General features: G+C 68.9%; 19 protein-coding genes. 8 read left to right on the top strand and 11 right to left on the bottom strand.

Translation table 11 applies throughout. The annotated features are described in order from the left end of the window. Positions 1-12 precede the first annotated feature (12 nt). Complete coding sequence (locus tag N8I71_RS04985; RefSeq protein WP_262876843.1) at positions 13-1,395, bottom strand: sugar transporter; 1,383 nt, start codon at positions 1,393-1,395, stop codon at positions 13-15. A 181-nt stretch (positions 1,396-1,576) separates the two neighbouring features. On the opposite strand from N8I71_RS04985, the gene N8I71_RS04980 reads away from it, so the two are divergent. Then, a complete protein-coding gene (locus N8I71_RS04980) occupies positions 1,577-2,308 on the top strand; it encodes an ABC transporter permease (protein WP_262876842.1) in 732 nt (243 codons plus the stop codon). Between the two features lie 3 nt (positions 2,309-2,311). Here N8I71_RS04980 and rlmH read toward each other — a convergent pair whose 3' ends face one another. From rlmH to N8I71_RS04965, 3 genes are all read right to left on the bottom strand, one after another. Further along, positions 2,312-2,782 carry a 23S rRNA (pseudouridine(1915)-N(3))-methyltransferase RlmH gene (gene rlmH / locus N8I71_RS04975; protein ID WP_262876841.1) on the bottom strand — a complete coding sequence of 157 codons (471 nt, stop codon included), beginning with the start codon at positions 2,780-2,782 and terminating at the stop codon, positions 2,312-2,314. A 9-nt stretch (positions 2,783-2,791) separates the two neighbouring features. After that, positions 2,792-3,160: a ribosome silencing factor gene (gene rsfS / locus N8I71_RS04970; protein WP_262877231.1), complete on the bottom strand. Its 369-nt coding sequence runs from the start codon at positions 3,158-3,160 to the stop codon at positions 2,792-2,794. Positions 3,161-3,390: 230 nt separating this feature from the next. Further along, positions 3,391-4,587 (bottom strand): TsoY family (seleno)protein, encoded by a 1,197-nt coding sequence (locus N8I71_RS04965; protein ID WP_262876840.1) that lies wholly within the window; start codon positions 4,585-4,587, stop codon positions 3,391-3,393. A gap of 257 nt (positions 4,588-4,844) precedes the next feature. Between N8I71_RS04965 and smc the strand changes: the two genes are divergently transcribed. Continuing rightward, complete coding sequence (smc, locus tag N8I71_RS04960) at positions 4,845-8,300, top strand: chromosome segregation protein SMC (protein ID WP_262876839.1); 3,456 nt, start codon at positions 4,845-4,847, stop codon at positions 8,298-8,300. Positions 8,301-8,367: 67 nt separating this feature from the next. Then, positions 8,368-8,760, top strand: coding sequence for a hypothetical protein (locus N8I71_RS04955; RefSeq protein WP_262876838.1), 393 nt, complete (start codon positions 8,368-8,370; stop codon positions 8,758-8,760). A gap of 12 nt (positions 8,761-8,772) precedes the next feature. Here the strand turns inward: N8I71_RS04955 and N8I71_RS04950 are convergent, their stop codons facing one another. The 5 genes from N8I71_RS04950 to N8I71_RS04930 form a co-directional block, all read right to left on the bottom strand. After that, entirely contained in the window at positions 8,773-9,954 is a 1,182-nt protein-coding gene (locus tag N8I71_RS04950; RefSeq protein ID WP_262876837.1) for a lytic murein transglycosylase, read from the bottom strand. A 64-nt stretch (positions 9,955-10,018) separates the two neighbouring features. Beyond that, positions 10,019-10,936 carry an adenosylcobinamide-phosphate synthase CbiB gene (gene cbiB / locus N8I71_RS04945; RefSeq protein WP_262876836.1) on the bottom strand — a complete coding sequence of 306 codons (918 nt, stop codon included), beginning with the start codon at positions 10,934-10,936 and terminating at the stop codon, positions 10,019-10,021. Further along, the gene (locus tag N8I71_RS04940) at positions 10,933-11,889 is read right to left on the bottom strand and encodes a threonine-phosphate decarboxylase (RefSeq protein WP_262876835.1); all 957 of its coding nucleotides are present in this window, start codon (positions 11,887-11,889) and stop codon (positions 10,933-10,935) included. The genes cbiB and N8I71_RS04940 overlap by 4 nt, the downstream gene beginning before the upstream one ends. A gap of 44 nt (positions 11,890-11,933) precedes the next feature. Beyond that, positions 11,934-12,923 (bottom strand): glutathione S-transferase family protein, encoded by a 990-nt coding sequence (locus N8I71_RS04935; RefSeq protein ID WP_262876834.1) that lies wholly within the window; start codon positions 12,921-12,923, stop codon positions 11,934-11,936. A gap of 88 nt (positions 12,924-13,011) precedes the next feature. Beyond that, positions 13,012-13,617, bottom strand: a complete 606-nt coding sequence (locus N8I71_RS04930; RefSeq protein ID WP_262876833.1) for a CGNR zinc finger domain-containing protein — start codon at positions 13,615-13,617, stop codon at positions 13,012-13,014. A gap of 234 nt (positions 13,618-13,851) precedes the next feature. Here N8I71_RS04930 and N8I71_RS04925 point away from each other — a divergent pair, with 234 nt between their 5' ends. From N8I71_RS04925 to N8I71_RS04905, 5 genes are all read left to right on the top strand, one after another. After that, positions 13,852-14,202 carry a hypothetical protein gene (locus N8I71_RS04925; RefSeq protein WP_262876832.1) on the top strand — a complete coding sequence of 117 codons (351 nt, stop codon included), beginning with the start codon at positions 13,852-13,854 and terminating at the stop codon, positions 14,200-14,202. 144 nt (positions 14,203-14,346) lie between these two features. Further along, on the top strand, positions 14,347-15,348 hold the full coding sequence (dgcN, locus tag N8I71_RS04920) for an N-acetyltransferase DgcN (protein WP_262876831.1): 1,002 nt from the start codon (positions 14,347-14,349) through the stop codon (positions 15,346-15,348). Further along, a complete protein-coding gene (gene dgcA / locus N8I71_RS04915) occupies positions 15,345-16,307 on the top strand; it encodes an N-acetyl-D-Glu racemase DgcA (RefSeq protein ID WP_262876830.1) in 963 nt (320 codons plus the stop codon). The genes dgcN and dgcA overlap by 4 nt, the downstream gene beginning before the upstream one ends. A gap of 3 nt (positions 16,308-16,310) precedes the next feature. Next, on the top strand, positions 16,311-16,928 hold the full coding sequence (locus tag N8I71_RS04910; protein WP_262876829.1) for a 3'-5' exonuclease family protein: 618 nt from the start codon (positions 16,311-16,313) through the stop codon (positions 16,926-16,928). Positions 16,929-16,979: 51 nt separating this feature from the next. Then, entirely contained in the window at positions 16,980-17,840 is an 861-nt protein-coding gene (locus N8I71_RS04905) for a D-amino-acid transaminase (protein ID WP_262876828.1), read from the top strand. Between the two features lie 223 nt (positions 17,841-18,063). Here the strand turns inward: N8I71_RS04905 and N8I71_RS04900 are convergent, their stop codons facing one another. Then, positions 18,064-18,504: a VOC family protein gene (locus tag N8I71_RS04900; protein WP_262876827.1), complete on the bottom strand. Its 441-nt coding sequence runs from the start codon at positions 18,502-18,504 to the stop codon at positions 18,064-18,066. A gap of 7 nt (positions 18,505-18,511) precedes the next feature. Then, positions 18,512-19,585, bottom strand: a 1,074-nt coding sequence (locus N8I71_RS04895; RefSeq protein ID WP_262876826.1) for a Y-family DNA polymerase, incomplete at its 5' end; no start/stop codon positions are given.

Raw genomic sequence — 19,585 nt, 5'->3', positions numbered from 1 at the left:
CGCAGCCGGACCTCAGCGCCGGTCGCGCATCGCCGCGATCCCGAGCGTCAGGATCGACCAGACCAGCACGAGAAACAGCGCGCCGAGCGCGAGGATGGCGCCCGTTCGAGGATGGTCCGCCCGTTGCGGCAGGGTCGGCTGCTCGTAGACGGCGAGATACCGGCTCTGGCGGGCGGCGGCGGCCCCGGTAAGGTCCCTTGCCGCAAGCGCGGCGCGGTATGCCGCCTCGGCGAAGTCGCGATCCGCCGTCAACCGCTCATGCCGGGCGAGGAGCGCGGGGTAATCAGTTGCCTCCCCCGGTGCACCGGGGCGCATCAGAATGGCGCGCTCGGCCTCGATGGTGGCGCGGAGCGAGGCGATCCGGCGGGTGTCTTCGGGGGTCGATCCGCCTTCCGCGAGGTCTTCGGCCACGAGGGCGCGCGCAAGTTCCGCCTGTAGGTGACGCACGACGCCCAGCCTGCCTTCCGCTTCGCCGGCGGGATCGGTGATCCGGCTTTCGCCACGGAACCGGGTCAGCGCCGCGCGCGCCTCGGCCAGGCGGGTTTCCGCGACCCGCAACTCGGCCTCCGCAAGCCGCATGGCATCGGCCATCGCCTCGTCGTTGAGCCCGTTCACCATCGACCGGCCCTCCACCAGGAGTTCCCGCGAGAGAAGCTGCGCCATCTCGGGGGAAAAGGCCTGCACACGAACCTCGATGAGCCCGGTCGCGCCATCGTGCGAGACGCGCGCGACGCGACGCCAATGGTCGCGCAGATCCTCCACCGTCGCCTCGGGCCGGAGTGCGAAGAGCGGGTCCTGTTCATGCGGTTCGGCGTAGTGACGCCTGAGATCGAGGCGCATGTCGAGCCGTTCGACGAGTGTCTGGCTCAGGAGAAACTCCGCGAGGATCGCGGTATCGGCGCTTCGCGCGCCCCCGGCGAACTGCGCGATGCCGGTGAGCGCGTCGCTCATGCCGCCGCTGTCGCCGGTGCGGACCGTGAAGGCGACGGTGGAGGCGAATTGCGGCTTGGCGAACTCGCCGAGATAGACGGCGGCAAGACCCAGCGGCACTGCGACTATCAACAGGAAGGACAAGGCGAGGGCGGCGCCCCGCCGCCGCGCCCTGAGGCGGCGGGTACGCGGTTTCGGCCCGACCGGCCTGGCCCCTGGGCGCGGACCCTGAGGGCCTGGCCCGGTTTTTCGGCTGCCGTCCTTATCCTCGGGTTCGGCATGCGATCCTTCACGCTTGCCACGGACCAGCCGGGCAAAGGCGCCGGGGCGCGCCGGTGCGGCATCCGGCGGATCGGGGCGGGCCGGCGCCGGGCGGAGGTAGCCCGACAGGTCATCGCCCCCCTGCGCCGGTCCCTTCGCCGCGCGATGCGTGGCCGTGGCGATGGGGCGGGCATCTGTGCGCATCGGGGCCTCCGTTCACGATTCCTCCACCACATGCCCCGATAAGGTTGCTGGCCGATTAACCCTGCTTCCCCTGGAGGTCCGGAAACTGACCGTCACACCCGCGCCCGACCGACTTGCACCGCCACTCCACCCCGCCCGGGCCGCGCCCGGCCTTTCGTGCCTGCGCTCGGTCGGTGCCCTGATGCTGCGCGAGATGGCGACGCGCTATGTCCGCACGCCCGGAGGTTTTCTCTGGGCCGTGCTGGAACCCGTCGCCGCCGTCCTCGTCCTGACCTTCGCGCTGTCGCTGGTGATGCACGCGCCGCCGCTGGGGTCGAGCTTCGTTGTGTTCTACGCGGCGGGGTACCTGCCCTTCCTGCTCTATGCGACGTTGCAGGGGCATGTGCAGCAGGCGCTTCGCTTTTCCCGACCGCTTCTCCTGTTTCCCGTCGTCTCGTGGATCGACGCGATCCTCGCGCGGTTCCTGCTGAACCTCGTGGTGGGTCTCACCGTCACGGGCATCGTTCTGGGCGGTCTCGCGGCGGTCACGGGCGAGGTTGCGGTCTTGCGGCCCGGCGCGATGGTCCTCGCGCTGGGATTCGCCGCACTCCTCGGCCTGGGGATCGGCGTGCTGAACTGCCTCGCCACCGGGCTTTTCCCGGTCTGGGGGCAGGTCTGGGCCATTCTCTCGCGGCCGCTGTTCCTTGTCGCCGGGGTGATCTTCGTGATGGAGGACCTGCCGCCACGGTTGCAGGACATCCTGTGGCTCACGCCGTGGATTCACATCACGGGCCTGTTCAGGACCGGGCTCTATCCCGGGTACGACGCCGTCTACGTGTCGGTTCCGCTTCTGCTGGCCTGGGGACTGGTGCCGCTGGCGCTCGGCCTCGCCGGGCTTGCCCGCTACAACCACGACATCCTTCAGGTGTCGTGAGGATCAGGCCCGGTGATACGGGCTGCCTGCCAGGATCGTCGCGGCGCGGTAGAGCTGTTCGCTCAGCATCACCCGCACCAGCATATGAGGCCAGACCATCGCGCCGAGGGAGATGGCCATGTCGGCCTCGGCCCTGAGCGACGGGTCGAGACCGTCCGCGCCACCGATCATCAGGACGAGGTCCTTGCGCCCGGCGTCGCGAAGGCCCGCGATGGCGCCGGCGAAATCGGGGCTTGTCATCACGCGTCCGCGCTCGTCCAGCACCCACAGCGCCGCGCCCTCCGGCACGGCGGCGCGCAGCAGCCGCGCCTCGGCCTCGGGCCCGCCGCCCTTGCGATCCTCGATCTCGGTGATTCTTTCGACGGTCAGGCCAATGCCCCGCCCCGTCTTTTCCAGTCTTGCGAGGTAGTCGTCGACCAGACTCCGCTCTGGCCCGGCCCTGAGCCGGCCCACGGCGGCAATGTGAAGGCGCATCGCGCGGCCTTACTGCGCCGCTGCGCCTGCCGAGCCTGCCGGCATCCACATCTTCTCGAGCTGGTAGAAGTCGCGCACCTCGGGGCGGAACACGTGGACGATCACGTCGCCCGCGTCGATCAGCACCCAGTCGCCCGCATCCTTGCCCTCGACCTTGCAGCCGATCCCATGCTCCTGCTTCAGCCGCTCGACGAGCTTTTCGGAGATCGCCGCGACCTGGCGGGAAGAGCGGCCGGAGGCCACTACCATCCAGTCGGCGATCGAGGATTTGCCGCGCAGGTCGATCCGCACGATGTCCTCTGCCTTGTCGTCTTCGAGGGAAGCGATCACACGCTCGATCAACTGATCGCTGTTGAGTGTGTCGGGGTGCGGCGCCATCCGCGCCTTGGTGGCCACGCTGGCCACCGCCTGGGTCGGTCCGGTCAGGACTCTGTCCTCCTTGGTTGCGCGCCGCATCGGACCCCGGCGCCAGGTCATGCCCAATGTAGCATCGCACCCGTCCATTCTCAATATTCGGGGTCAAATCCTTGTCCGGGGCAAGGAAACGGCCGCCCCCGGGTGCGGGGACGGCCGGAAGACGCCCTTTCCGATGTGCCGAAGGTCGTGGTTCAGGCGGTCGCGAGGGCCTGCGGCGGCTGGGCACGGAAGTGCTTGTGCGCCAGCATCCAGACCAGGACGATCATGCCGAGCTGGAAGGCGATGGCGATGCCCGAGATGGCCCAGTAGGCGACGCCGAACTTGGCGACGAGGCCGGCGGCCACCAGACCCTTGTTCAGCCAGAAGTGAGTCATCACCGAGAGCGCGACACCGGGGCAGACCAGCGCGTAGGAGCCGGCAGAGGTTTCCGACCCGGTCACGAAGCGGGCGACATAGCCCACGCGGGACAGGACGGCGAGGCCGAAGAGGCCGAAGGCGACCTGCACCGACAGAAGCTTCGTCAGCAGCATCAGCGTTTCGCCGGCACCGCCATGGACGTCGAAATGGACGTGCAGCCCGTGGTTCTGCCGCAGCAGCGCGATTCCCACGACGGTCATGATCGGGATGACGACCATGAGCGTCGGCGCGGCCTCGACGTTCACGCCGTTCTCCAGCATCGGGCGCACCGACATGACGAGGACGATCAGCGCGAGGACGATGGCCACGACGATGAAGAAGGTCGAGAGGACAAGGCTTGCGCCCGCCGTCACGGCACTTCCCGACATGGCCGCCGGGGCTGCGAGGCCCACGCCGATCATCGACAGCGCGAAGGCAGGCAGCATCTGGGCGAAGCTGTTGTTGGCCGAGCAGTTGAAACCGCCCGACTGGAGGCGCGCGCCGATGAAATGGCCAAGCTCGCGGAAGGCGATGTAGCCGATGGCGAGAAAGGCGGCGATGGCGGCAGGGAACATGTACTCGACGATGTTCCACAGCCCGGGCACGAAGGTCAGCCCGAGGATGAAGCCGACGTTCACACTCATGGCCAGGGCCAGCGGCATGGCAAGAACCTGCGAACCGGCATTGGAACCGGCGAAGGCCTCGTAGCCTTCTGAGCGGCGGAAGGCCGCGAACTTGCGGAGGTTGAAGACCAGGAGCTTGATGTTGAGGAACGAGAACACGGCGATCCCGGCCATCGCGGCCAGCACCATCGCCTGCTGCAGAAGGTTGCCGCCGGTAAGCAGGGCCCAGTTGTTCTCGAAGATCGGCACCGGCTGATCGGGGTGGGGGACCCAGAACATCAGGTACATGAAAAAGGTCACGGCGAGGCCGCCTGCCCCCAGCGAGGCCAGGAAGTACAGCGGCGAATAATTGCGAGCGGCGTGGGGCATGTGACACCTCATATATTTAACATCGCAAACTAAATGCCATGGGTCATTCCGAAAGGCAATGCACAGTTCGTCGCACCTTCGGCGGAAATTGTGCGGAGATATGGGATAACTTACCCCCCAGATTTCGCGGTTTTGCCGATATCTTGGGGATAATGGCGGCTGACCGCCTATATGCGGGATGCGTGCGATTGACTCCAAGCCTGACCTGCGGGGACACTCCGGGGTCAACGGAATCGAAAAACACCAAGGGCAGGCGCGTGCGTTTCAACAGGCTCAGGCTCAACGGCTTCAAGTCATTCGTCGATCCGACGGACCTCGTGATCGCCGAGGGGCTGACCGGTGTCGTGGGGCCGAACGGCTGCGGCAAGTCCAACCTTCTCGAGGCGCTGCGCTGGGTGATGGGCGAGAATCGCCCGACCGCCATGCGCGGCGACGGGATGGAGGACGTGATCTTCGCCGGCGCCGCCACCCGGCCCGCGCGCAACTTCGCCGAGGTGCACGTCCAGATCGACAACACCGATCGGCTGGCGCCCGCCGGTTTCAACGATACCGACCAGATCGACATCGTGCGCCGCATCACGCGGGATGCGGGATCGGCCTACAAGCTGAACGGCAAGGACGTGCGCGCCCGCGACGTGCAGATGCTGTTCGCGGATGCCGCGACCGGCGCGCATTCCCCGGCGCTGGTGCGGCAGGGCCAGATCTCGGAGCTGATCAACGCCAAGCCGAAGAACCGCCGCCGCGTGCTGGAGGATGCCGCGGGAATCGCCGGCCTCTATCAGCGCCGCCACGAGGCGGAGCTGAAGCTGCGCGCGGCCGAGCAGAACCTCGCCCGCGTCGATGACGTTCTCGAAAGCCTGGCGGGGCAGCTTGCCACCCTTGCCCGCCAGGCCAAGCAGGCCCAGCGTTATCGCGCCATCGGCGAGGAACTGCGCCAGGCCGAGGGGCTGCTTCTGTGGTTGCGCTGGCGCGATGCCGATGCCGGGCGACTGACTGCCGAAGAGGTGCTGCGCGGCGCCCTGTCGAATGCCGCCCGCGCCGAGGCCGCCGCCCGCGAGGCGACCGCCGCCCGCGAAAGCGCCGAGGCCGCGCTGCCGCCCCTGCGCGAGGAGGAGGCCATCGCCGCCGCCCTGTTGCAGCGCCTGCTGGTGGAACGCGACACGCTGGATGCCGAAGCGGCCCGCGCGGCGGAGGCTGTCGCCGGCCTCGAGGCGCGGATCGCGCAGCTCTCCCGCGACATCGAGCGCGAGACGGCGCTGAACGCGGATGCGGGCGACACGATCGCCGCGCTTGCGGCGGAGGAAGCGGAGCTGACCGAGGCCGGACAAGGCCATGACGATGCCGTGGCGGAAGCCGAGGCGCAGGCGACGGCGGCCAATGACGTCCTGGGCGAACGGGAGGGGGCTCTGGCCGCCGAGACCGAGGCGCAGGCCGACCTTTCCGCGCGCCATCAGGCCGCCGACCGCCGCATCGCCGAAGCGACCAGGACCCGCGCAAGGCACGACGAGGAAGCCGCGAAGGCCGCTGCCGCCGCGCGCGAGGGGGTGGACCGGCTGTCCGCGCTGACCCGGGACGTGGACGCGGCCTCCGACCGGCTTGCTGCCGCGACCGACCTCGCCGCGCGCGCCGAGGAGACGCTGGCCGAAACCGAGGCTGCCCGTGCCGAGGCGGAGGCCCGCGAAGCGGCGACCCGTGCGACCCGCGCTGAGGCCGAGGGCCGCGCCGGTACGCTGGCCTCCGAGGTCACGGCGCTCGCACGCCTGCTGGAGCGCGAAAAGGGGGCCAAGGATGCGATCCTCGACGCGCTGAAGGTCGATCGCGGCTTCGAGGCCGCGCTGGGCGCGGCGCTGTCGGATGACCTGAACGCACCTATGGCGGGAGCCGCAGGCGGCACCGGCTGGTCGGCGCTTCCGCCTTATGACGACACCGCGCCGTTGCCGGCCGGGGTATCGGCGCTCGGGGATCACGTGACGGCCCCCGCTGCCCTGGCGCGCCGCCTGTCCCAGATCGGTCTTGTGGAACCTGCAGACGGCCCGCGCCTGCAGCCCCTTCTGCGGCCGGGGCAGCGCCTCGTCAGCCGGGCGGGTGATCTCTGGCGCTGGGACGGGTATGCCGTGGCGGCCGCTGATGCCGTGTCCGGTGCCGCCCGACGTCTCGAACAGCAGAACCGCCTCGCCGAGCTGTCGGCGGAGGCGGCCGCCGTGGAGGCCGAGGCTGCCGAAGCCCGCGACGCACATCAGACATGGGTCAAGCGGCTTGCCGACCTGACCGAGGCCGACCGCGCCGCCCGCAAGGCCCGCCGCGACGCCGAGACGAACCTGGCCGAGACGAGCCGAGCCCGCACCCGGGCCGAGACGGAACGCGCCAGCCTCGATTCGCGGCTCGACGCGCTGCGCGAGGCCGCACGCCGCCACGAGGAACAGGCCGAGGCCGCCCGGGCGGAAGTGACCGAAGCCGAGGCCGCGAAGGCGATGCTCGAGGATCTCGACGCGGTGCGGGCGCGTCTCGCCGACACCCGCACCACGGTCGAGGCCGCGCGGATGACGATGCTCGCCCGCCGCGCTGCCCATGACGAGCTGAAGCGCGAGGGCGAGATGCGGTCGCGCCGCCTGTCGCGCATCGTCGAGGAGATCGCGACATGGCGTGCGCGGCTGGCCTCGGCCGAGACGCAGCTTGGCGATCTTTCGCGCCGCAAGGCTGAAGCGGAGGCTGAGCTGGGCGAGGCCCGCGCGAAACCCGGAGAGATCGCGACGCGCCGCGAGACGCTGGGCGAGAAGGTCGCCGATGCCGAGAAGCGCCGCGCCGCCGCCGCCGATGCGCTGGCCGGTGGAGAGCGCACGAATTCCGAGGCCGTCGCCGCGGAACGCGCCGCGGAGCGCGCCGCCTCCGAGGCGCGCGAGGCCCGCGCCGCCGCCGAAGCCCGCCGCGACGCCGCCGGCGAGGCCGTGGAGGCCGCGGCCGCCCGTATCGTCGAGGAACTGGAACAGGAGCCGGAAACGCTCCGCGAGAGCCTCGGGGACCTGGCCGACCCGCTGCCCCGGGCCGAGGCGGTCGAGGCCGAGGTCCATCGTCTCCGCAGGCAGCGCGACGCGCTGGGCGCGGTGAACCTGCGCGCCGAGGAGGACGCGAAGGAAGTCGAGGCCGAGCATTCCAACCTTGCCCGTGAGAAGGAGGACCTCGAGGCCGCTATCGCCAAGCTCCGCTCGGGGATCGCGTCGCTGAACCGCGAGGGTCGCGCGCGCCTTCTGACGGCGTTCGAGCAGGTGAACACCAATTTCGCCAAGCTCTTCACGCATCTTTTCGGCGGGGGCGAGGCGCGCCTCGTGCTGGTCGAGTCCGACGATCCGCTCGAGGCCGGGCTGGAGATCCTGTGCCAGCCGCCGGGCAAGAAACTGTCGACGCTGTCGCTTCTGTCCGGAGGCGAGCAGACGCTTACCGCGCTTGCCCTGATCTTCGCGGTCTTCCTTGCCAACCCGGCGCCGATCTGCGTGCTGGACGAGGTCGACGCGCCTCTCGACGATGCGAATGTCGGCCGTTTCTGCGATCTCCTCGACGAGATGACCCGGCAGACGGACACGCGGTTCCTCATCATCACGCACCACGCGGTGACGATGGCTCGGATGGACCGCCTGTTCGGGGTGACCATGGCCGAACAGGGCGTGTCGCAGCTTGTCTCCGTGGACCTCAAGAAGGCCGAGCAGATGGTTGCCTGAGCCTGGGCTCACGCGGCATGACCGGAACGTGACCGGGTCCCGTCCCTGACCATGATAGGCTTCGAGGATGCGCATCCTCGCCGCCATCCTTCCCGCCCTTGTCGCTCTGCCGGTGCAGTCCCAGGGCTTCGACACCAGGCCGGGGGACGCCACGATCGCCGCAAGGGATCTGGATGACCGGCTGAGGGGACGGGAAATCGTCTTCTTCGACGACGGCGTGTCCCATTTCTACAACGATGGCCGCTACACCTTCGCCTATGACCTCGGGCGCGGCGGCTATGCCTACGGATACTTCGAGGTGACGGACGACAGCACCGTATGTGTTGCCTATCTCAACGGTTTCTCCCGCTGCGACGGCTATGTGGAGAATGCCGGGCGCCTCGTGATGGTCACCGGCGACGGCCTGCGCTTTCCCATCCGCGAGGAACGGGATGCGGGGCCCGATCCCGCGATGGAATAGGCCCCGCCGCCGTCAGAGTGCGTTCAGAAGCTGCGCCGTCGGCCAGGCATCCGCCGGCAGACCGAGACGTCGCTGTTCCTCGCGCACGGCCATGCGGGTGCCCGCGCCGAGGATGCCGTCGATCGCGCCAACGTCGTAGCCCCGCGCGGCCAGCCGGCGCTGCAACTCCCGCATCGCGTTGCCGTCGAGGCCGGGATCGGGGTTGCCCGCGTCGAAGACAGGCGCGCCTTCCAGACGGGTGGCGAAATAGGCCGCGGTCAGGACGTAGGTAAAGCTCTGGTTCCACTCGAAGAGCACGTTGAAGTTCGGGTAGGCCAAGAAGGCCGGGCCGTTGCGTCCCTGTGGCAGGATCAACGATGCCTGTGCCGAGGACATCGGCAGGCTGCCGCCGGCCCTTGCCCGCACGCCCGCACCTTCCCAGTCCGAGACGCGGCGCGAGGTGTGGATGCCGGTATGGTACCAGTCGAGATTGTCGGGGACGGTCACCTCGACAAGCCACGGCTCCCGCGGGCGCCAGCCCAGCGACGACAGGATGTTCGCCCCGCTCATCAGCGCGTCGGGGGCGGACGTCTGGAGGTAGACATGCCCATCGCCGTCCCCGTCGATCCCATGCTCGACGATGTCCTCGGGTAGCATCTGGACCATCCCGATCTCGCCGGCCCAGGCGCCTTGCGTGTTCACCGGATCGAAGTCGCCATGCTCGAACAGGGTCAGGGCCGCGAAGATCTGCGGCCGGAAGATATGCGGGCGGCGGCAGTCATGGGCCAGCGTCACCAGCGCGTCGAGCGTGTTGTAGTCGCCCTGGAAGGCGCCGAAATCGGTCTCGAAGGCCCAGAACGACAGTAGGATGCCGCGCGAAACGCCAAAGCGCCGCTCGATCTCGTCGAAGACGGGTCGATAGCGCTCGGCGTTGGCGCGTCCGTTGTCGAACCGGTTCTGGGAAATTAGGCGTCGGGCGAATTCCGTGAACGGCACGGTGAAGATGCCCTGCCGGCGGTCGGCGTCGATGGCGCGCTGGTCGTAATTGGCGTGCCGGAAGAAGGCGTCGATCGCGTCCTGGGGATGCCCCCGCGTCTGCGCCTCGGCCCTCAGGCCTTGCACGAACTGGCCGAAATCGCCGCCGCATTGCTGGGCGGAAGCTGGCCCCGCGACGATCCCCAGCGCGAGAAGGCCGGCGAAAAACTGTCGTTTCATAGCAAGATGCCCTTTGTCTGGCCGTCGGAGCGCACACTAGCAAGGCTGCGCCACCTCGCAAGCCTCAGGACAGTGCAAAGATGACCGTGGTCAGGAATACCCCACCCCACACCCGCCACAGGGCCGAGACCGCGGCGTCTATGTCGCCCGGCGTGGCCTCGCGCCGGCCCTCCGGGTTGAGGACAGGGTCCGACGTCACCGCACCGCCATAGCTGCGAGGTCCCGAAAGCGCGAGACCGAGGACGCTGGCCATCGCCGCCTCGGGCCAGCCCGCGTTGACGGATCGATGCAGCGGCCCTTCGGCAGCCGCACGGCGCAGGGCGGACAGGCTGCCATGGGTCAGGGCGATCAGGAGCGCCGTGATCCGCGCCGGGATCCAGTTCAGCACGTCGTCGAGCCGCGCGGCGGCCCAGCCGAATGCCTCGTGCCTTTCGGTGCGATGGCCGATCATGCTGTCGGCGGTGTTGACGATCTTGTACAAGATAATGCCCGGCAGGCCACCGACGAGAAACCAGAATGCCGGGGCCACGACACCGTCCGAAAGGTTCTCGGCCGCGCTTTCCACCGCCGCGCGGGCAACTGCGCCCTCGTCCAGCGCCGCGGTATCCCGCCCCACGATCATGGACACGGCGCGGCGCCCTTCGTCCAGCGACGCGCGCAGGCCATCGGCGACCGCGCCGACATGCTCTGCGAGGCTTTTCTGCGCCAGAAGGATCGCGGCGCCGATCACCTCGATCGCCGCGCCACCGGGCAGCGCCGCCAGGCCCGCCCCAAGCGCGACGGCACCGAGACAGAGGCCGAGCATCACCGCGACGCCCTTCGCGCGGCGCCCGCCGTCCCGGTTGAACTGCGTGTCGCACCAGCCGACGGCCCGGCCCATCAGGACCGCGGGATGCGGCAACCGGTTCCAAAGGAACTCGGGTTCGCCGAAAACCGCGTCGAGCAGGAGCGCGACAAGCAGGAGGACGGCGTGATCGCTCACCCCAGCGCATCCCAGAGGCGGCGCCATTCATCCTCGCCCCCCGGAAGGCCGAGGCGGACCCATGTCGCCGAGAAGGGAAAGATCCGCACCCAGATTTGCGCCTGCGCCAGCCTTTTCCGAAGCGCCGCCGCATCGGGAACGGCGTAGGTCCGGAACAGCGTCGTGCCGCCCACCAGTTCCGCGCCCCGGGCCGCCAGCATCGCATCGAGCCGTGCGGCATCGCGGGCGAGCCGTTGCCGCGTCGTCTCGGCCCAGGCGCGATCCTCCAGAGCGCGCGCGCCGATCTCCAGCGCGGGGCCCGAGACGGCCCATGGGCCAAGCGCCTCGGCCATGCGGTCGCACAGGTCTCCCGGCCCGATCATCAGCCCGAGCCGCAGCCCGGCAAGCCCCCAGAACTTGCCGAAGCTTTTCAGGACGACGACGCCGGGCCGGCCCGCATGGGCGACATGGGAGGCCTCGGGGCAGGTGTCGCAGAAGCTTTCGTCGATCACGGTCAGGGCATGGTCGCCGATGTCGCGCTCCGGCATGCGGCGCCCGTCGGGGTTGTTGGGATGAACGGCGACGCGCACCTCCGCCTCGCCATCCTCCACCACCGTCCAGCCGGCGGCCCGAAAGGCGGCGGCGTGCTCGTTGTAGGTGGGGCCGGTGATGTGGGCACGTGTCCCCTGTGCCATCCACGGCATCCGGGCGATCAGCGCGCTGGCACCGGGAGCCGCGACGATGCCGGCACCCTCCGGCACGCCCCAGAACGACCGGGCCGCGAACAGAAGGCGGGCCTCCGCCGCGCGGTCCGGCAGGTCCGTCCATGCGGCGGCGGGCAGATGCCCCACGGGATAGGGGATCGGATTGATGCCGGTCGAAAGATCCAGCCAATCCTCCCGCGCGCCGCCATGGCGGGCGGCGGCGGCGTCGATGCCGCCACCGTGGTCGCGCGGGGGAAGGGGGTCGGTCATCGGGCCTCGGAACGCATTTCCCTGGCCCGATGTCTCACCGTTTCTCAGGCCGCCTTCAAGGCCTCCCGGCCATGGGGCGCCCACCAGTCGATCTCGGGATTGATCGGCACGATCCTGTTCGGATTGATGCTTTCGTGGCTGTAGTGGTAGTGCCGCACGATGTGATCGAAGTGCACGGTCCCGGCGACGCCCGGCCACTGATAGAGCTCGCGGGTGAACGCCCAGATGTTGGGATAGTCGATCAGCCGCCTCCGGTTGCACTTGAAATGCAGATGGTAGACGAGATCGAAGCGCACCAGCGTCGTGAAGAGGCGCCAGTCGGCCTCGGTGATCCGGTTCCCTGTGAGATAGCGGTTGCGCGACAGGATCTCCTCGGCGCGGTCGAGACCGTCGAACAGCTCCGTCACCGCCTTGTCGTAAGCCGCTTGCGTGGTGGCGAAACCGGACTTGTAGACGCCGTTGTTGATCGACGAATAGACCCATTCGTTGACCGCATCGATGCGCTCGCGCAGGCCCTCGGGGTAGAAATCCTGCGTGTTGCCGGTGAGGCCGTCGAAGGCCGAGTTGAACATGCGGATGATCTCGGAGCTTTCGTTCGACACGATCTGGCCGGTCGCCTTGTCCCAGAGGACCGGCACCGTGACCCGCGTCGTGATCTTCGGATCGGCACGGAGGTAGATGTCGCGCACGTAGTCCGATCCGAAGAGCGTGTCTCCCGTCGCTCCGGGAAAGTCGGTGGCGAAACTCCATCCCTCGCCCAGCATGTCGGGATGGACGACCGAGACATCGATATGATTCTCAAGGCCCTTGAGCGTGCGGAAGATCATCGTGCGGTTCGCCCAGGGGCAGGCATGGCTGACAAAGAGGTGATAGCGGCCGCTATCGGCGGCGAAGCCCCCCTCACCCGATGGGCCAGGCGCGCCATCGGGCGTCACCCAGTTGCGGAAAGACGCCGCCTGACGCTGGAAGGCGCCGCCGCTCGATTTCGTGTCGTACCACTGATCGCGCCACGCACCGTCGACCAAAAGGCCCATGGAGTCCTCCTTTCGTTTCGTGTCGGTCAACGATCTAGGCCGTTGGAGCGCACCGAAAAACCGGCAGGGGCGCAGGGCGCCCCCCGCATCAGCGCACAGGCTGCGGGCGCTTTCGGTCCCGGAAACCCCGCGCCTTCGCCCTGTTGCCGCAGCGCGTCATCGAGCACCACCGACGCCCCGTGCCGCGGCCATGATCGAGGAACAGGTGGGTGCAACCGCGGCACTCCCGCAGGCGCGAAAGGTCCTGCGTGCGGAGCAGATCGTCGAGCGCGAGTGCGAGATGATCGTTCAGACCGCCCATGGGACCGGCTGTCCAGCAAGGCCTTGCATTGTTGATCCGAAGCGCTGCGTCCGACAGCGCCGCCTTGATGGCGTTCTCGATGTAAAGCTGGTCCTCATGGGCCGGACGACGCCCGCCGGCGATGGCGGAAAGCACCGAATAGGCCGCCTCCCTGAGAACCAGCAGCCCACGCAACTGTGCGGCGCCCGACACCTCGACCGAAACGTCGAGGCCGGCGCGACGCAGCTGCGCCAGCAGGTCTTCACCCGACGCGAAGCTGTTGGTGTCCCGCGTCCTGCCGCGATCCGAGACGGTGTTCACGAAGTGGAGAAAAGGGTGTCCCGCGTCGGTCGACGGTGCCGTTTCCGGCTCCGAGGACATCAATATTCCCTTGCCCGATCCCGATTCGGTCATGTTCGCCGCAAATTTCCGTGGTTCCTTGCCGGGGCAATTTCCCGGGAGAAACCGGAAAATGACCCTTAACGGTGACAAGTGCAAGGCGAAGCTGTCGACGGCGCTGTTGCAGGCGGGCATCTGCCGCGCGAGGGAACGGCGCGAGATCCGGCGTCCCGGACGCTTTGTGTTGACGAAAGCCCATGGCATCGCATCTCCTTTAATTGCACAGGACAACGCCGGGGGGCGCGCGCCATGACGGAATTCCTTCCCAGGGATCTGCAGGAGCAGTTGGCCGCGGCACGCCGCCAGAACCGGCGCAAGCGCGCGACCCGCGTCGTGCATGTCGGGGACGAGGCGTTTCCGATCCTCGACTATTCCGACAGCGGCTTTGCCGTCGATGCCGAGGACGTGCCGCGCCTTCGCGGGCTGATCGACATCTTCGACGGATCGCGCCACCTGACGCGGGCACTGATCGTCGCCTCCGCCCGGGACGGCGACCTGATGCGCTACGAGTACAAGCGCAACACTCCCGCCGTCACCACCGCGCCTGTCGATTTCGAACGTTCGCCGGAGCAGCCGGCCGGTCTGCTGACACGCGACTGAGCTTTCTGCCGCGCACGGATCCTGTGCAGAACGGGCGCCGCGCGCGGAAATCTTCGACGGCGCATCCCTCCGGCACGCATCTTTTCCAGAAATCCGCCCTCGCCTCGCGGTAATCTCTCCCGGACCCACACCGCGGAGGACGCGATGATCGAGACCCCCTATCTTCTGTTTCTCGGCGATGCGCCGGACCAGCTTGCCGCCAAGGTGGCGCAAGGCATCCGGGACTGGCGGCCCGACAACGCCGTGGGCCAGTTTCGTATGGACGGTTGCAAGGCCGATGTGCGCCTGCCCGACATGGACCTCGCCGCGGCGAAGGCGGCCGGTGCGAAGACCCTTGTCATTGGGGTGGCCAACCGCGGCGGCGTGATCTCGCAGGCTTGGAAGAAGGTGCTTGTGCAGGCGCTTGAGGAAGGGTTCGACCTGGCCTCCGGGCTGCACAACCTGTTGCGCGACGAGGAGGACCTTGCCGCCGTCGCCCGCGCCACGGGGCGGAAACTCCATGACGTCCGGGTGCCCAGCGTGAAGTACCCGATCGCCAATGGCGTGCCACGCACCGGCAAGCGCTGCCTCGCGGTCGGCACCGATTGCTCGGTCGGCAAGATGTATACCTCGCTGGCGATGGACCTCGAGATGAAGAAGCGCGGGCAGAAGTCGTCGTTCCGCGCCACGGGGCAGACCGGTATCCTCATCACGGGCGAGGGTGTGCCGCTGGATGCCGTTGTCGCCGATTTCATGGCGGGGTCGATCGAGTGGCTGACGCCCGACAACGACGCCGACCACTGGGACCACATCGAGGGGCAGGGAAGCCTGTTTCACGTGTCCTATTCCGGTGTCACCATGGCCCTGATCCACGGCGGCGCGCCCGATGCCCTGATCCTCAGCCATGAGCCGACACGGCCCCACATGCGGGGCCTGCCCGGCTATGCCATGCCCTCGCTCGAGGCGCTGCGCGACCTCGCCCTGCCGGTTGCGCGCATCGCCAACCCGAAGGCGCAGGTCGTGGGCATCTCGGTCAACACCGCCGCCTGGGGCGAGGACGAGGCGCTGTCCTACCTGGAAGCCGTCGAGAAGCGCATGGGCCTGCCCACGGTCGATCCGTTCCGGCAGGGTGCCGGGCGTCTCTGCGACGCGCTGGATGGCCTATGATCTCGGTCACCAGGGATACCTTCCGGCTGGCGCAGGCCTTCACCATCTCGCGCGGGTCGCGGACCGAGGCGCAGGTGCTGACGGTTCGCGTGATGCGCGACGGGGTGACCGGATGGGGCGAGTGCGTGCCCTATGCGCGCTATGGCGAGACGCTGGACAGCGTAATGGCCGAGATCGAGGGCCTGCCCGAGGACATCTCGCGGCAGGACCTGCAGGACGCCTTGCCGCCCGGTGCCGCGCGGAACGCCGTCGACTGCGCGCTGTGGGACTGGAAGGCGAAGCGGGACGGTGTTCCGGTCCATCTTCTCGCGGGCCTGCCCGCGCCGAAGCCGGTCATGACGGCCTACACGCTGTCGCTGGATACTCCCGAAAACATGCGCGCCTCGGCGGCGCGGAACGCCGACCGTCCGCTTCTGAAGATCAAGCTCGGCACACCCGACGACATGGCCAGGCTGGAAGCGGTGCGCGAAGGTGCGCCGAAGGCCCGCATCATCGTGGATGCCAACGAGGGCTGGACGGCCGAGGTCTACGGCGACCTCGCCCCGCATCTCCTGCGCCTCGGTGTCGAGATGGTCGAGCAGCCCCTGCCGGCCGGTGCCGATGATCTTCTATCGGAAATCGAGCGCCCCCTTCCGGTTTGCGCCGATGAGTCGTGCCATGACCGCGCTTCGCTTCCGGGGTTGGCGGGCAAGTACGACGTGGTCAACGTGAAGCTCGACAAGACGGGCGGCCTGACCGAAGCACTGGCGCTGAAGGCCGATGCGGAGGCGCTGGGCTACGGCATCATGGTCGGCTGCATGGTCGGGTCTTCGCTCGCCATGGCGCCCGCGGTGCTGGTGGCGCAGGGCGCGGGGATCGTGGACCTCGACGGCCCGCTCCTTCTGGCCGAGGATCGGGAGGTTCCGCTTCGCTTCGAGGGATCGGTCCTGCACCCGCCGGCGCCGGAGCTTTGGGGGTAGGGCATGGCCGAAGCCGTCATCTTCGATTGCGAGCATCTGGTACAGGCGGGCTCGCCCCAGCGGTTCTGGTGCGGCCCGGACGATCCCGACCCGCTGCTGGTGCAGATCGGCGCGGTGCGCCTGTCGCTGGAGCCGCCTTACGGTATCGGTGCGACCTTCGACTGCATCGTTCGTCCGGTCGGGCGGCACGGACCGGTCGCGATCCCCGAGTTCTTCACGAAGCTCACCGGCATATCGGAGGCCCGAGTTGCGGCAGAGGGCGTGGACCTTGCCGAGGCGCTCGACCGTTTCGCCGCCTTCGCCGGCGACGCGCCTGTCCTTAGCTGGGGCAAGGACGAGATCACCTCGCTCGCGCCGAGTTGCTTCGCGGCCGGCATCCTCTGCCCGATCCCGCCGGCGCGGTTCGCGAATGCCGCGGCCCTGGTCCACGCGGCGGGGGAGCCGATGGAGGTGGTCCACACCCTCCGCAGCCACACGATCGCGGCCCATTTCGGCCTTCCGCCCGAGGCGCGGGCGCATGACGGCCTTGACGACGCACGGTCGGTCGCGCGGGTCCTGTCGCACCTGATGCGCGAGGGGCGGCTGCCGCGTGCGGCCTTCGGCGGCGCGGAGACCGCTTGACCTCGGCGTCTTGCGGACGCACGAGAAGGAAATCGCGAAGGAGAGGTCCCCATGTCCCGCACCGTCTATGTCAACGGCGAGTATCTTCCCGAGAGTGAAGCCAAGGTCTCGATTTTCGACCGCGGGTTCCTGTTCGCCGACGGCGTCTACGAGGTGACGAGCGTGCTGGACGGCAAGCTGATCGACTTCGAGGGACACGCCGCGCGGCTCCAGCGTTCGCTGGGGGAACTCGACATGGCAACGCCGGTGACGATGGACGAACTCCTGGAGATCCACCGGGAACTGGTGGCGCGGAACGGGATCGAGGAGGGCCTGATCTACCTGCAGATCACCCGCGGCGCGGCGGCCGACCGCGACTTTGCCTATCCGCCGGAGGACACGCCGCCGACCATCGTCCTCTTCACCCAGTCGAAGCCCGGACTTGCCGAGAGCCCGGCGGCGAAGACAGGGATCAAGGTGATCTCGATCGAGGACCAGCGCTGGGGCCGGCGGGACATCAAGACGGTGCAGCTCCTCTACCCGTCGATGGGCAAGATGATCGCCAAGGCCGCGGGCTGCGACGATGCGTGGATGGTCGAGGACGGCCACGTGACCGAGGGCACCTCGAACAACGCCTATATCGTGAAGGACGGAACGATCGTGACGCGGCACCTCGGCACCGAGATCCTGCACGGAATCACGCGTGCCGCCGTCCTGCGTGTCGCCCGCGAGGCGCAGATGAAGGTGGAGGAGCGGCCCTTCACCATCGAGGAGGCGAAAGCGGCTGACGAGGCCTTCATCACCTCCGCCTCCAGTTTCGTGATGCCCGTGGTCGAGATCGACGGGGAGGCCGTGGGCAGCGGGACCCCCGGGCCGGTCGCGGCGCGGCTGCGCGAGGTCTATCTCGACGAGATGCGCAAGGCCGCGATTTGAGGAGTATCGCCGCCTTTTGCGGCGACCGGCTTCCGGTTTCCGACGCCTTGGGCATCGAGCCGCTTCTGGTCTTTCGATGCCTTCGGCATCGACCTGCCTCTGGTTTTTCGATGCCTTCGGCATCGACCTGCCTCTGGTTTTTCGATGCCTTCGGCATCGACCGGGGCGAGGGGGTTTCACCCCCTCGCGCTCCCCCTTGCGTATTTTTGGAAAGATGAAGGGATCAGGGCGTCTCCAGGTCCGGGTGATGGGCCACGAGTTCGACCGTGTTGCCCTCCGGGTCCTGCGTGAAGACCCCGCGCCAGCCGATCCAGCCGAAATGCTCGACGCGGTAGGGAATGCCGTTGGCCTCGTACCAGCGCATCGCCGCCTCCTGTTCGGCGAAGGGAAGGCTGAGCGCGATATGGTGCAGGGAGGAGCGGGCGCCGGTTTCGGGCGTTGGGGCGTCCGGGCCGGTACCGAGCGTCCTGTCGAAGAGGGCGAGAACGGCCGTGTGACCGCCGAAGCCCTCGGCGATGCGGAAGAAGACGATGTCGTCGCTGGCGTTTCCGGGCAGGCGCCCGAGGCCGATGATGTCCTCGTAGAAGGCGGTCATCGCCGCGAGATCGTTGCAGCGGATCGCCACCTCGCCCAGGCCGCGGACCTTGAATCCCCTGTCGGTCATGTCGTCCTCATCCGAAATCCCCGTGGGCGAACCAGCCGCCGCCCGTGCCGCCCGCGCCTGTCCCGCCATGGGCATAGTAGAGCCAGAGCGCCGCGCCGTCTTCCGTGACTACGGACCAATAGTCGCGCACGCCCGAGCGCCAGTCGGGATCGTCGAGCCACCATTCCGGCGCGATGCGTTCGGGTCCGGTGGCCGAGAGCGTTCTGAGGTGGCGGCCGCGCCAGGTGAAGTCCCCCGGCATGTCGGGGGCGTCGGGCGCGCGCAGGGGCTCGGGCCGGAAAAGCGCGAGTGGGCGGGGGCGCGGCGGTCTCGGCCAGTCCTGCGCCGGTTCGGACCAGGCCGCGGCGAGAATGGCGGCGGTCTTCTCGGGGATGTGGCTGTCGGCGGGGCGGGCGCGGGTGATGGCCTCGAGGCCGACGCGCGCGCCGATCCGGGCGATGAGATCGGCCAGGTCCTGCGTCTCGCCGCGGGGGGCGCCGGCCTCGTCGCTGACGGCCCATCCGCCCTTGTGCGTGGTGGCGTGAAGCGGTTCCGTCAGGGGCGCGGAGAGGCGCAGGCGGTCGATGCCGAAGCCCGCGTCGATATCCCCGGTCCTGAGCGCGAAGAGCGGCCGGATGCCGTCGGGCCGGTCGGCGGGACGGGCGAGGCCGACCTCCAGCATTTCCGTCTCGCCATCCACGCGGGAGAGTTCCAGCCGCACGCGACGGGCACCCCGGCCCTGGGCGCGCAGCTTGTCGCAGAGGACGGGCAGGAGACGGTCGAGGCCCGCGAGGATATCGGCCTCGAGCCCGACGGGCTCGGGCAGGCTGAGGCGGACGGCGAAGTGCAGGGGGGCTGCGGCCGGGGTGATCGGCTCGGGCTCCACCCCCAGCGCCTGGTCGAGGCGGCGGACGAGGCCGGTGCCGAAGCGCCGCGCGAGACCCGCCCTCGGCATGCCGAGGAGGTCGCCGATCCGACGCAGGCCGAGGCGGGCGAGGCCCTGCGCCACGTCCGGATCGACCCGGAGCGCGGCGATGGGCAGGGGGCCGATCGCCTGCCGCGTGGCGCCGGGGGGTGCGATGCGGGTCCCCGGCCCCGGGGC

Origin of the sequence: Roseicyclus sediminis, assembly GCF_025515305.1 — a bacterium.
Taxonomy (GTDB): domain Bacteria; phylum Pseudomonadota; class Alphaproteobacteria; order Rhodobacterales; family Rhodobacteraceae; genus Roseibacterium; species Roseibacterium sediminis.
Note: the sequence above shows the minus strand (reverse complement) of the source record. Positions and strands in the feature narration are given on the sequence as shown.

Coding starts and splice junctions, on each gene's coding strand:
- N8I71_RS04985 (WP_262876843.1), bottom strand. CDS start 1,395: ATGCGCACAGATGCCCGCCCCATCGCCACGGCCACGCATCGCGCGGCG.
- N8I71_RS04980 (WP_262876842.1), top strand. CDS start 1,577: ATGCTGCGCGAGATGGCGACGCGCTATGTCCGCACGCCCGGAGGTTTT.
- rlmH (WP_262876841.1), bottom strand. CDS start 2,782: ATGCGCCTTCACATTGCCGCCGTGGGCCGGCTCAGGGCCGGGCCAGAG.
- rsfS (WP_262877231.1), bottom strand. CDS start 3,160: ATGGCGCCGCACCCCGACACACTCAACAGCGATCAGTTGATCGAGCGT.
- N8I71_RS04965 (WP_262876840.1), bottom strand. CDS start 4,587: ATGCCCCACGCCGCTCGCAATTATTCGCCGCTGTACTTCCTGGCCTCG.
- N8I71_RS04955 (WP_262876838.1), top strand. CDS start 8,368: ATGCGCATCCTCGCCGCCATCCTTCCCGCCCTTGTCGCTCTGCCGGTG.
- N8I71_RS04950 (WP_262876837.1), bottom strand. CDS start 9,954: ATGAAACGACAGTTTTTCGCCGGCCTTCTCGCGCTGGGGATCGTCGCG.
- N8I71_RS04940 (WP_262876835.1), bottom strand. CDS start 11,889: ATGACCGACCCCCTTCCCCCGCGCGACCACGGTGGCGGCATCGACGCC.
- N8I71_RS04935 (WP_262876834.1), bottom strand. CDS start 12,923: ATGGGCCTTTTGGTCGACGGTGCGTGGCGCGATCAGTGGTACGACACG.
- N8I71_RS04930 (WP_262876833.1), bottom strand. CDS start 13,617: ATGACCGAATCGGGATCGGGCAAGGGAATATTGATGTCCTCGGAGCCG.
- N8I71_RS04925 (WP_262876832.1), top strand. CDS start 13,852: ATGACGGAATTCCTTCCCAGGGATCTGCAGGAGCAGTTGGCCGCGGCA.
- dgcN (WP_262876831.1), top strand. CDS start 14,347: ATGATCGAGACCCCCTATCTTCTGTTTCTCGGCGATGCGCCGGACCAG.
- dgcA (WP_262876830.1), top strand. CDS start 15,345: ATGATCTCGGTCACCAGGGATACCTTCCGGCTGGCGCAGGCCTTCACC.
- N8I71_RS04910 (WP_262876829.1), top strand. CDS start 16,311: ATGGCCGAAGCCGTCATCTTCGATTGCGAGCATCTGGTACAGGCGGGC.
- N8I71_RS04905 (WP_262876828.1), top strand. CDS start 16,980: ATGTCCCGCACCGTCTATGTCAACGGCGAGTATCTTCCCGAGAGTGAA.
- N8I71_RS04900 (WP_262876827.1), bottom strand. CDS start 18,504: ATGACCGACAGGGGATTCAAGGTCCGCGGCCTGGGCGAGGTGGCGATC.